This is a genomic window from Rahnella sp. 1L-D-7-B-C2 (assembly GCF_057290995.1).
Genome location: NZ_JBXAVQ010000018.1, coordinates 20984 through 33562, shown reverse-complemented (window position 1 = coordinate 33562; position 12579 = coordinate 20984). Strand labels below are relative to the sequence as shown.

General features: G+C 55.0%; 8 protein-coding genes. 4 read left to right on the top strand and 4 right to left on the bottom strand.

All coding sequences use genetic code 11. From position 1 onward, the window contains the following. Nucleotides 1-75: 75 nt before the first annotated feature. Entirely contained in the window at nucleotides 76-2271 is a 2196-nt protein-coding gene (gene priA / locus AC0Z7K_RS20535) for a primosomal protein N' (RefSeq protein ID WP_485615712.1), read from the bottom strand. Nucleotides 2272-2472: 201 nt separating this feature from the next. On the opposite strand from priA, the gene rpmE reads away from it, so the two are divergent. Next, nucleotides 2473-2685, top strand: a complete 213-nt coding sequence (rpmE, locus tag AC0Z7K_RS20530) for a 50S ribosomal protein L31 (RefSeq protein ID WP_112168908.1) — start codon at nucleotides 2473-2475, stop codon at nucleotides 2683-2685. A gap of 165 nt (nucleotides 2686-2850) precedes the next feature. On the opposite strand, the gene metJ is transcribed toward rpmE, so the two are convergent. Next, on the bottom strand, nucleotides 2851-3168 hold the full coding sequence (gene metJ / locus AC0Z7K_RS20525) for a met regulon transcriptional regulator MetJ (RefSeq protein WP_004392248.1): 318 nt from the start codon (nucleotides 3166-3168) through the stop codon (nucleotides 2851-2853). Between the two features lie 338 nt (nucleotides 3169-3506). Here metJ and metB point away from each other — a divergent pair, with 338 nt between their 5' ends. The 3 genes from metB (at nucleotide 3507) to metF (ending at nucleotide 8242) form a co-directional block, all read left to right on the top strand. Further along, complete coding sequence (metB, locus tag AC0Z7K_RS20520; protein WP_485615705.1) at nucleotides 3507-4667, top strand: cystathionine gamma-synthase; 1161 nt, start codon at nucleotides 3507-3509, stop codon at nucleotides 4665-4667. 2 nt (nucleotides 4668-4669) lie between these two features. Further along, nucleotides 4670-7105 (top strand): bifunctional aspartate kinase/homoserine dehydrogenase II, encoded by a 2436-nt coding sequence (locus AC0Z7K_RS20515; RefSeq protein WP_413531215.1) that lies wholly within the window; start codon nucleotides 4670-4672, stop codon nucleotides 7103-7105. A 228-nt stretch (nucleotides 7106-7333) separates the two neighbouring features. Further along, nucleotides 7334-8242, top strand: a complete 909-nt coding sequence (gene metF, locus AC0Z7K_RS20510; RefSeq protein ID WP_485615704.1) for a methylenetetrahydrofolate reductase — start codon at nucleotides 7334-7336, stop codon at nucleotides 8240-8242. Nucleotides 8243-8317: 75 nt separating this feature from the next. Here the strand turns inward: metF and ppc are convergent, their stop codons facing one another. Together ppc and argE are read right to left on the bottom strand one after the other, a co-directional pair. Further along, the gene (gene ppc, locus AC0Z7K_RS20505) at nucleotides 8318-10963 is read right to left on the bottom strand and encodes a phosphoenolpyruvate carboxylase (protein ID WP_485615703.1); all 2646 of its coding nucleotides are present in this window, start codon (nucleotides 10961-10963) and stop codon (nucleotides 8318-8320) included. 301 nt (nucleotides 10964-11264) lie between these two features. Next, entirely contained in the window at nucleotides 11265-12416 is a 1152-nt protein-coding gene (gene argE, locus AC0Z7K_RS20500; RefSeq protein WP_112169521.1) for an acetylornithine deacetylase, read from the bottom strand. Nucleotides 12417-12579: the final 163 nt, after the last annotated feature.

Sequence of the window (12579 nt, the reverse complement as noted above, 5' to 3'; positions counted from 1 at the left end):
CTAATTTGCATGAAAAGTGTGATGCAGATGCTTTTTTTCGATCCATCACGCAGAAATCCCAAGGTTTTATAGGAATTAGCTGTCGATGGGATCCACATCCAGCGTCCATTTCACCTTTCTGGCCTGCGGCAGGCTTGCGATAAGCGGCTGAGAACTCTTGATCAACTGCTGTAAAACGCGACGGGAAGGATGCTGCAATAACAGCTGCCAGCGGAAGCGGCCGTTGCGTTTAGCCGCGAGTGCGGGAACCGGCCCTAAAATCCACAGCGAATCATCTTTCAGCGGGCTGGATTCCAGCAAATTACGTAACTGCTGGAGGAACAGCGGGGCTTGCTGATTATCGTGATCTTCAGAGCGGATCAGGATATGGCTGGTGTAAGGCGGTAAAAAGACGCTTTTGCGCTCGGCGAGCGTCTGCCGGGCAAATTCGTCATAACCTTTTTGCAGTAACACCTGCAACAGCGGATGTTCGGGATGGTGGGTTTGCAGCACCACTTCGCCCTGTTTACCGGCTCGGCCTGCGCGGCCTGACACCTGTGTATACAGCTGGGCAAAGCGTTCTGCCGAGCGGAAATCCGCCGAGAACAGCGCGCCGTCGACGTCCAGCAGTGACACCAGCGTAACGTCGGGGAAGTGATGACCTTTCGCCAGCATTTGCGTGCCGATAAGAATACGGGCACCGCCGCGGTGGATCTCGTTCAGATGCAGTTCCAGCGAACCCTTACGGCTGGTGGTATCGCGGTCGATACGGGTAATCGGCGTATCCGGAAACAGCGGCGCGAGTTCGTTTTCCAGCTGTTCTGTGCCGACGCCGACGGAAACCAGTTGCGTCGAGCCGCAGTGCGGACACTGATGCGGCACCGCACGCTGGCTGTCGCAGTGATGACAGCGCAGCTGGCGCTGGTTCTGATGAATTGTGTAATAGTGATCGCAGCGCTGACACTCGGCTATCCACCCGCACTCATGGCACAGCAGGGCAGGCGCGTAGCCACGACGGTTGAGGAACAGCATGACCTGATTATCGGCTTTCAGATGCTCATGCATTTTTTGGATCAGCGGCTGCGACAGCCCGACTTTCAGCTGTAACCCTTTCAGATCAAGCAGATTCTGCCGGGCGAGCTTAGCGTTACCGGCGCGCTTGGTCAGCTTCAGCTGGCGATATTTCCCCAGTTCAACATTATGTAACGTTTCCAGCGCGGGCGTCGCCGAGCCCATGATAATCGGAATGTTTTCTGCGTGAGCGCGGTACACCGCCAGATCGCGGGCGTGATAGCGCCAGCCTTCCTGCTGCTTATAAGAGCTGTCGTGTTCTTCATCGATGATGATCACGCCAAGGCGGGCAAACGGCGTAAACAGCGAAGAACGCGTGCCAATCACAATACCCGCTTCGCCGTTGCGGGCGCGCAGCCAGACGGCGAGACGTTCGCTGTCATTTAGGCCGGAATGCAGGACATCCACAGGCGCACTAAAACGTTCGCGAAAGCGGGCGATAGTCTGCGGCGTCAGGCCGATTTCCGGCACCATCACCAGCGCCTGCCGCCCCTGTTCGAGGATGTTTTCCAGCACGCTGAGATACACTTCTGTCTTGCCCGAACCGGTTACACCGGCCAGCAGCCAGGCGGAAAATTGCTGATCTTCACTGCGGATTGCCCCAACGGCAGTGGCCTGTTCAGTGTTCAGACGTAAACGCTCGCCGACGACCGAAAAATCTTTGCGCCAGTCTGCAGCGTCGGGCGCGATGCTGCGTAAATCCGTCAGCCCTTTCGCCCGCAGCGCCTGCAACGCCGTATCGGTGAGATCCAGATCCACGACCTGATGACGGTAAACCGGTTTTTGCATCAACGCGGCCATCGCCTGCTGCTGTTTTGGCGCACGCTTGAGCGAATCGAGCGGCGTCGCGCGCCCCTGCTCGGTGGCGAGCCATTGCCACAACGGCGTCAGCTCGGCGGGTTTCCCCTGTCTCAGCAACACCGGCAGCGCGTGGAACAGCACTTCACCAATCGGGAAATGGTAATAATCGGCGGCCCAGAACAGGATGCGCCACAAATCGGGGGTAAAAAGGCTGGTGCGGTCGAGCACATCGCGCACGGGTTTCAGCTTCTCCAGACCGAATTCGCTGGAGTCACTGATCTTCGTCACAATACCAATCGCGTCGCGTTTACCAAAAGGCACACTGACCCGACAACCCTGCGTCACCTGCATTCCGGGTGGCAGTAAATAATCGAAAGTACGGGCAAGCGGAACAGGTAAAGCAACGTGGGCAACAGGCATCGGGGGTCCAGACTTTAAAAAAATGACGAGATAGTGTACACTGAGTCCTTCGAAATGCATGAACATCATTGCGCGGCTATCAGAGATTCTGTATGATTCGCCGCCTTTAGTGCATTTCGTACTAAAGCCTATCATCCACTACGCGTGGTGTCTGACGGAACAGGGTTGGATAGCGACGCGGCCTTAAGAAGAGGTTTTCCCATGAAACAAGGTATTCACCCTAAATACGTAGAAATTACTGCAAACTGCTCATGCGGTAATGTTATCAAAACTCACTCAACTGTGGGTCACGACCTGAACCTGGACGTTTGTGGCGAATGCCACCCGTTCTATACTGGTAAGCAACGTGAAGTCGCTACCGGTGGCCGTGTTGACCGCTTTAACAAGCGTTTCAGCGTGCCAAGCAGCAAATAATATTGCTGGCTTGAGAGCAAAAAAAGGCGCCGATGGCGCCTTTTTTGTTGCCTGTCGTTTTACATCCCGCCAGACAAATCTTCCTGATGAAATCCTGCGTTAATCATCCGATACACTGAAACCCGCACAATCATCCGCACGGGATTTTCAGCTGTAATCAGCTCATCAATATTCCCAGGTATCAGGATCCACACCCAGTTCACGCATCAGGATCTTCGCCGCTTCCGGGATTTCGTCACTGCGTTCTTTACGCAGGTCTTCGTCATTCGGCAAAGGCTGACCGGTAAAGGCATGCAGGAAAGCCTCACACAATAATTCACTGTTGGTCGCATGACGCAGGTTGTTGACCTGACGACGGGTGCGTTCATCGGTGAGAATTTTGAGGACTTTCAGCGGAATGGATACCGTGATTTTCTTAACTTGTTCGCTTTTCTTACCGTGTTCAGCGTAAGGGCTGACATATTCGCCGTTCCACTCAGCCATGGGACACCTTAAATTTATCAAAAAATAAAATTCTGAAAACCCGGCGATTATGCCCGATTTTCACTGTTCTCACTAAGTAAATGTCCGTATTTAACAGGGTTATCTCACGATTTTCCCTGCGGCATTGTGCATTTTGTCGTCTGACGCAGGCTTGTGTTCAGTGGCCTGTGCGTCCGCGATCGGCCAGACATTCTCATAACGCCATAATTTTAGCGGGTATTGCGCCGTTGCTCAATCTATACGCAAAGAAGTTTAGATGTCCAGATGTATTGACGTCTATAACAGCGGGCGTTACTCTTTATCTCCTCACCCTTCGCATATCGCAGGAAGAAAAGACTATGACGCACAAGCAAGCCACCATTGCCGTGGGCAGTGGCCTGAACAATGATCAGCAGTATGGTTGTGTAGTTCCGCCCATCGCGCTTTCCAGCACCTACAACTTTGAAGACTTCAATCAGCCAAGAGCCCACGATTATTCACGCCGCGGAAACCCGACGCGTGATATCGCTCAGCGTGCACTGGCGGATCTGGAAGGCGGCGCGGGCGCGGTACTGACCAGCAGTGGCATGTCTGCGATTCATCTGGTGTGTACGGTCTTTCTGAAACCTGGCGATTTACTGCTGGCCCCGCACGACTGTTACGGCGGCAGCTATCGTTTGTTCGACAGCCTGAGCAAGCGCGGCGCGTATCGCGTGCGTTTTGTCGATCAGGGTGATCAGCTGGCGCTGGCCGAAGCGCTGAAGGAAAAACCGGCGCTGGTGCTGATCGAAACCCCGAGCAATCCGCTGCTGCGCGTGGTGGATATTCAGGCGATTTGCACGGCATCTCATGAAGCGGGTGCGTTGACGGTCGTTGATAACACCTTCCTCAGCCCGGCGCTGCAAAACCCGTTGAAGCTCGGTGCGGATTTAGTTGTTCATTCTTGTACTAAATATCTTAACGGCCATTCTGATGTGGTCGCCGGTACGGTAATATCTAAGACCGCTGAACATGCGACGGAACTGGCCTGGTGGGCAAACAACATCGGCGTCACCGCCGCCGCCTTTGACAGCTATCTGTTGCTGCGTGGTCTGCGCACGTTAACGGTTCGCGTGAAACAGCAGCAGGAAAATGCACTGGCGATTGTGGCTTATTTACAACAGCAATCGCAGGTCAAAAAGCTGTATCATCCGTCGCTGCCGGAAAACCAGGGGCATGACATTGCCCGCCGTCAGCAACGTGGCTTTGGCGCGATGATCAGTTTTGAATTTAACGGTGATGAAGCGCAGCTGCGTCATTTCCTGAAAGAATTGAAGTTATTTACCCTCGCAGAATCCTTGGGAGGTGTCGAAAGCCTGATTTCTCATACCGCCACCATGACGCACGCCGGTATGGCGCCTGAGGCGCGTAAAGCCGCCGGGATTTCTGACAGCTTGCTCCGTATTTCTGTAGGTCTTGAAGACAGTGAAGATTTGATTGCTGATCTGGAACACGCATTCCAGTCAGTGGCAACGAGGTAAGTATGAATGCAATAGCGGTCGCAGCACCGGCGGGAAGCCGGCAGTTGCACAAATTTGGTGGCAGCAGTCTGGCCGACGTGAAATGTTATCTGCGCGTCGCAGGCATTATGTCCGAGTACGCCAAACCCGGCGACATGATGGTGGTGTCGGCGGCGGGCAGCACGACGAACCAGCTGATCAGCTGGTTGAAACTGAGCCAGACCGACAGGATTTCCGCGCATCAGGTCCAGCAGACACTGCGCCGTTATCAGAGTGATTTGATTTCCGGTCTGCTACCTCCGGAAATGGCTGAGCCGCTTATTGCTTCCTTTATTCACGATCTCGAACGTCTGGCCGTGTTGCTCGACGGTAAGGTTACCGACGCGATTTATGCGGAAGTGGTCGGGCACGGCGAGATCTGGTCGGCCCGCCTGATGTCGGCGGTGCTGTGCAAGCTGGAGCTTCCGGCTGCCTGGCTGGACGCCCGCGAATTCCTGCGTGCCGAACGCGCCGCGCAGCCGCAGGTGGATGAAGGCCGGTCTTATCCGCTGCTGCAACAGCTGCTCGCGCAACATCCTCAGCAATATCTGGTGGTGACCGGCTTTATCTCGCGCAATGACGCGGGCGAAACCGTGCTGCTTGGCCGTAACGGCAGCGACTATTCCGCCACCCAGATTGGCGCACTGGCCGATGCCAGCCGTGTAACAATCTGGAGCGACGTTGCCGGTGTGTACAGCGCTGACCCGCGTAAAGTAAAAGATGCGTGTTTGTTGCCGTTGCTGCGTCTGGATGAAGCCAGTGAACTGGCGCGTCTGGCCGCTCCCGTTCTCCACACCCGTACTTTGCAGCCGGTCTCCGGCAGCGACATCGATTTGCAGCTGCGTTGCAGCTACCAGCCGGAGCAGGGCTCGACGCGCATTGAGCGTGTGCTGGCGTCCGGTACCGGCGCCAAGATTGTCACAAGTCACGATGATATTTGCCTGATCGAAGTGGCGATCCCGTCCGGTCACGATTTTGGTCTGGCCCACAAAGACGTCGAATTGTTGCTCAAGCGCGCGCAGGTCAAACCGCTTTGTACCGGCGTACATCCTGACCGCAATTTGCTGCAACTTTGCTACACCTCCGAAGTGGCAGGCAGCGCATTGCAGGTGCTGGAAGAAGCAGCGCTGCCGGGGCGTCTGACGTTGCGTGAAGGGCTGGCGCTGGTAGCGCTGGTCGGTGCGGGCGTGTGTAAAAACCCGCTGCACAGTCACCGTTTTTATCAGGAAATGAAAGATCAGCCGGTGGAATTTATCTGGCAGGCCGAAGACGGGATTAGCCTGGTCGCGGTTCTGCGCATTGGCCCGACGGCGCACCTTATTCAGGGGCTGCACAAAACCCTGTTCCGCGCTGAAAAACAAATCGGCCTGATGCTGTTTGGTAAAGGCAATATCGGTTCGCGCTGGCTGGAGCTGTTTGCCCGCGAGCAAAAAAACATTTCCGCCCGCAGCGGTTTCGAGTTTGTGCTGGCCGGCGTGGTCGACAGCAAACGCAGCCTGCTCAATTACGACGGGCTGGACGCCAGCCGTGCGCTGGCCTTCTTCGATGACGAATCACAGGCGCACGACGAAGAGTCGCTGTTCCTGTGGATGCGTGCGCATCCTTACGACGATCTGGTGGTGCTGGATGTCACCGCCAGCGCCGAACTGGCCGATCAGTATCTGGATTTCGCCAGCTATGGATTCCATGTCATCAGCGCCAACAAACTGGCGGGTGCATCTGACACCAATAAATACCGTCAGATCCGCGATGCATTCTCCAAAACCGACAGCCACTGGCTGTACAACGCTACCGTTGGCGCGGGTTTACCGGTGAACCATACAGTGCGTGATTTACGCGAAAGCGGCGACAGCATTCTGGCGATCAGCGGGATTTTCTCCGGCACGTTATCCTGGCTGTTCCTGCAATTTGACGGTACGCTGCCATTCACCGAACTGGTGGATCTGGCGTGGCAGCAGGGGCTGACGGAACCGGATCCACGTGATGATTTATCGGGTCAGGACGTCATGCGCAAGCTGGTGATTCTGGCGCGTGAGGCCGGTTATGACATCGAGCCGACGCAGGTTCGCGTGGAATCGCTGGTGCCGCCAGCTTGCGCCACCGGTTCTGTCGATCAGTTCTTTGAAGACGGCGAGGCGCTGAACCAGCAAATGTTGCAGCGTCTGGAAGCGGCCCGTGAAATGGGGCTGGTGCTGCGCTACGTGGCGCGTTTCGATGCCAATGGCAAAGCGCGCGTGGGTGTCGAAGCGGTGCGTGAAGACCATCCACTGGCGGCTCTGCTGCCGTGCGACAACGTCTTTGCCATCGAAAGCCGCTGGTACCGCGATAACCCGCTGGTCATCCGCGGACCGGGTGCCGGGCGCGATGTCACTGCTGGCGCATTACAGTCTGACCTTAACCGCCTGACGCAATTGCTTTAATTCTTTGCGCCTTCCCCCGCTCATGAGGGGAAGGCGCTTATTCCCCGCAGCAAAATTTCACCAAGATGAAATTCTTTCAGTTTGCGTGAAGATTAATCATCCCCCGACATCATTTTCACGTTGACAGGTTGCCTGCTTTCCGTCATTTTCTATCTATACGTTTAGACGTCCAGACGTTCATCATAAAAAATCATAATGAAAACGCAGTGTTCTATGAGGTAGTGTTATATGAGCTTTTTCCACGCTAACCAGCGCGAAGCGCTGAATCAAAACCTGGCAGAGTTGCAGGGTCAGATTAACGTCTCTTTCGAGTTTTTCCCGCCGCGTACGAGCGAGATGGAAGATACGTTGTGGAGCTCTATCGACCGTCTGAGCAGCCTCAAACCTAAGTTTGTTTCCGTCACCTACGGCGCAAACTCCGGCGAGCGCGACCGCACGCACAGCATCATTAAAGGCATCAAAGAGCGTACCGGTCTGGAAGCCGCCCCGCACCTGACTTGTATTGACGCCAATCGCGACGAGCTGCGTCAGATTGCACAGGATTACTGGCAGAGCGGTATTCGTCACATCGTGGCGCTGCGCGGCGATTTGCCTGCGGGCAGCGGCAAGCCGGAAATGTACGCCACCGATCTGGTGCATCTGCTGAAAGAAGTCGGCGATTTTGATATCTCTGTTGCGGCTTACCCGGAAGTTCACCCGGAAGCGAAAAGCGCGCAGGCAGATCTCATCAACCTGAAGCGTAAAATTGATGCCGGCGCCAACCGTGCTATCACACAGTTTTTCTTCGACGTGGAAAGTTACCTGCGTTTCCGTGACCGCTGCGCCGGTCAGGGCATTGATGTGGAAATCGTGCCAGGCATTCTGCCGGTCTCTAACTTCAGGCAGCTGACGCGCTTTGCGACCATGACCAACGTCCGTGTACCGCACTGGATGAACAGCATGTTTGAAGGGCTGGATGACGACGCCGAGACCCGCAAAATGGTCGGTGCCAATATCGCGATGGACATGGTGAAAATCCTCAGCCGCGAAGGTGTGAAGGACTTCCATTTCTATACCCTGAACCGTGCAGAAATGAGTTATGCGATTTGTCATACGCTGGGGGTTCGCCCTGAAATTGCTGTCCCCGTTCGTGCCTGATTTATTGCATCAAAAATGCTGAAAACAAAAAACCCGCGAATTCGCGGGTTTTTGCTTAATTGCTGTCAGACAGGGCTAGCCGGTATTGCGCATACCCGCTGCCACGCCGGCAATCGTCACCATCAGTGCCTGTTCGATATTAGCATCCTGCTTGCCATCCTTTTCCAGCTCGCGTGAACGGTGCAGCAGTTCAGCCTGCAGGACGTTCAGCGGATCGGTATAGACGTTACGCAGTGCGATGGATTCAGCAATCCACGGCAAATCTTCCATCAGGTGATCGTCGTTGGAAATCGCCAGAATCACTTTGATGTCGCTGGCCAGCTGATCGCGCAGTTGCTGGCCGAGCGGCCACAGTTCTTTTTCCACCAGACGGTGATCGTAGTATTCCGCCAGCCACAGGTCGGCTTTGGCAAACACCATTTCCAGCATCCCGATGCGGGTGGAGAAGAACGGCCAGTCGCGGCACATGGTTTCCAGTTCATCACGTTTACCGTCATCCACCACGGCCTGCAAACCGGCACCGGCGCCCAGCCAGGCTGGCAGCATCAGACGGTTTTGTGTCCACGCGAAGATCCACGGAATGGCGCGAAGGCTTTCAACGCCACCGCTGGCTTTACGTTTCGCAGGGCGTGAACCCAGCGGAAGCTTAGCCAGTTCCTGCTCCGGCGTTGCGGCGCGGAAGTAAGGCACGAAGTCTTTATTCTCGCGGATGTAACCACGGTACATCTTGCAGGACACGTCGGACAGTTGTTCCATGATGTCCACCCAGGCTTTTTTCGGCTCCGGCGGTGGCAACAGGTTGGCTTCCAGAATGGCGGAGGTGTACAGCGCCAGGCTGCTGATGGTGACTTCCGGCAGGCCAAACTTGAAGCGGATCATCTCGCCCTGTTCGGTTACGCGCAGGCCACCTTTCAGGCTGCCCGGAGGCTGAGACAGCAATGCCGCCTGCGCCGGTGCGCCGCCACGGCCGATGGAACCGCCGCGTCCGTGGAACAGAGTCAGAGCAATTCCGGCTTTCTCGCAGGTTTTGATCAGTGCATCCTGCGCGCGATATTGCGCCCATGACGCCGCCATCACGCCTGCGTCTTTCGCGGAATCGGAATAGCCAATCATCACCATTTGTTTGCCCTGAATGAAACCGCGATACCAGTCGATGCTCAGCAACTGCTTCATCACGTCGTCCGCGTTGTTCAGGTCGTCCAGCGTTTCGAAAAGCGGCGCGACCGGCATCGGGAACGGACAACCTGCTTCTTTCAGCAGCAGATGCACAGCCAGCACGTCAGACGGCGTGCGTGCCATGGAAATCACATACGCGGCGATAGAGCCTTCCGGCGCTTCTGCGATGACCTGACAGGTATCCAGCACTTCTTTGGTATCGGCGCTCGGTTCCCAGTTGCGCGGGACCAGCGGGCGCTGAGAATTCAGTTCGCGGATCAGGAACGCCTGCTTGTCAGATTCTGACCAGCTTTCATAATCGCCCAGACCCAGATAACGGGTGATTTCTGCGATGGCGTCGGTGTGACGGGTACTTTCCTGGCGCACGTCGATGCGCACTAACGGCACGCCGAAGCAGCGCACGCGACGCAGGGTATCGAGCAACTGACCGTTGGCGATGATCCCCATGTTGCAGGCTTGCAATGACTGATAGCAGGCGTACAGCGGTGCCCATAGCTGGTCATTTTTCACCAGCAAATCGTGCGGACGCGTTACACGTTCGCCTTTCAGACGCGCTTCCAGATAGACCTGCGTGGAGGTCAGCTGCGCGCGCAACTGCTTCATGATTTCGCGGTATGGCTCGAGGATATCCGCGCCGCCCGCCAGTTCACGCAGTTCAGGCGTACATTCGGTCATCGACAGTTCCGACACCAGCACGGCAACGTCGCGCAGGAACAGATCGGTCGCTTTCCAGCGGCTCAGCAGCAGCACGTGACGGGTAATATCGGCGGTCACATTCGGATTGCCGTCGCGGTCGCCACCCATCCAGGAGGTGAAGCGTACAGGCACGGCTTCTACTGGCATTTTGTAATCCAGCGACGTTTCCAGCTGCTCGTTGAGTTCGCGCAGGAAAGCAGGAACGCCTTCCCACAGGCTGTTTTCAACGACCGCAAAACCCCATTTGGCTTCATCCACCGGAGAAGGGCGGTTCTTACGGATTTCATCGGTGTGCCATGACTGCGCGATCAACTGGCGCAGGCGGCGCATAATCTGTTTGCGTTCGTAATCGGCCAAATCGTTGTGGTCGAGCTGCTTGAGGCAGTTATTCACTTCGACCAGTTTATGGATCAGCGTGCGACGGGCGATTTCGGTCGGGTGCGCGGTCAGGACCAGTTCGATGGAAAGCTGTTCAACGGCGTCACGTAATTGCTGATCAGAGAGATTTTTGGATTTCAGACGGTCGAACAACAACGCCAGCGCTTCGGGATTGCTGGCCGCCTCGCCGTGCGGCGAAATACTGTGATATTGCTCAGCCACGTTGGCTAAATTCAGGAACTGGCTGAATGCGCGGGCAACCGGCAGCAGTTCATCATTTGACAGATTTTGCAGCGTTGACAGTAATTCCTGACGATCCGCTTCGTTTCCGGCGCGGGAGGATTTCGACAGTTTACGAATTTGCTCAACACGATCGAGGATATGTTCTCCCAACGTATCTTTGATCGTATCGCCCAGCAGTTTACCTAACGTACTGACATTACTTCGCATTGCGGAATATTGTTCGTTCATATCACCTCTGACCCGTTCTCTCGTTTAATTTTTATATTCTGTAAATAACTTTCACCCGTCAGGCATTCTTGCCCCGTTCACCCTGCCAACCTGGCCCTACTTTTCAAAAGCAGCCCCTGTTTTAACCCAAAAAGCCCCGATCACTCACGTGAAAAATGGTCTTTTTAGCAATGTCGCTGAAATTTAATTACAACCGCGACGATATCAGTTTGGCTAATCCACTTTTGCGAACTCGTTTTGTACAGTAGCAAAGGGCGCCCCGGAGCGCCCTGATTGTTTCTTCATCAACCCTGATTCAGGATCAGTGATAACAGAAGTGATGCACAACCTGAGATATCAGCTCGCGTGTCGGTTTAATGAACGCGGTATCAATATATTCATCTGGCTGATGCGCCTGATCGATAGAACCGGGCCCAAGCACCAGTGTCGGGCACAGTTCCTGAATAAACGGCGCTTCGGTGCAGTAGTTAACGATTTCCGTTTCAACACCCAGCAACTTCTCTACCACCTGTACCAGTTGATGGTCCGGCGGGCATTCATAACCAGGGATCGGCGGATGCAGCTCTTCAATCACGATACGCCCAGGCCAGCGTTGACTCACTGGCTCCAGCGCTTCGTTTAGCAGGCCGTTGATTTCGGACAGTGTCAGACCCGGCAGCGGGCGGATATCCATATGCAGTTCACAACAGGCACAGATGCGGTTTGGCGCATCGCCGCCGTTGATATGACCGAAGTTCATGGTCGGATAAGGGATCACGAAACCACTGTGGTTGTATCGGGTTTTCAACGTATTGCGCAGGGTCATTAAATGGGTAATCGACTCGTGCATCAGCTCAATGGCGTTCACGCCGCGTGACGGATCGCTTGAGTGGCCGGACTGACCGGTGATGCGAATGGCGTTCGATAAATGACCTTTATGCGCACGAACCGGCTTCAGCGAGGTTGGTTCGCCGATGATCGCGCAGTCAGGGCGGATTTTCGCATTTTTAGAAAAATAGCTGGCACCGGCCATGGTGGTTTCTTCATCGGCGGTCGCCAAAATATACAGCGGTTTAGTCAGTTTTGTCAGATCGACGTCGCGCAGCGAATCGAGGATAAACGCGAAGAAACCTTTCATGTCGGCAGTACCCAAACCATAGAGCTTATTTTCGTGCTCGGTGAGGGTGAAAGGATCACGCGTCCAGCGGCCATCGTCGAACGGAACGGTGTCAGTATGACCGGCCAGCAGTAAACCGCCCGCACCTTCACCGGTACTGGCTAACATATTGAATTTGTTTCGGGTTCCCGGCACTGGCTGCACTTCGACTTTAAAACCTAAATCACCAAACCAGCCTGCCAGTAAGTTGATTAGCGTTTCATTGCTCTGGTCCAACGCGCTGTCTGTGGCGCTGATGGAAGGGGTTGCGATTAACGCCCGATAGAGCTCAATAAAAGGAGGTAATTTCATCTTCACTGTTGACAGCCTTTAGTTAGGGTAGTATTCATATTCATGCAATAATTGTGAATAAAAATACAATAAGCCAGCGCGTAAGGAAACCGGAAAAAATTCCGGTAAGGTAAAACGACACGGCTGAATCTCGCGGGTGAGCGGCGTACAACGCAGTGACCACCTGTTA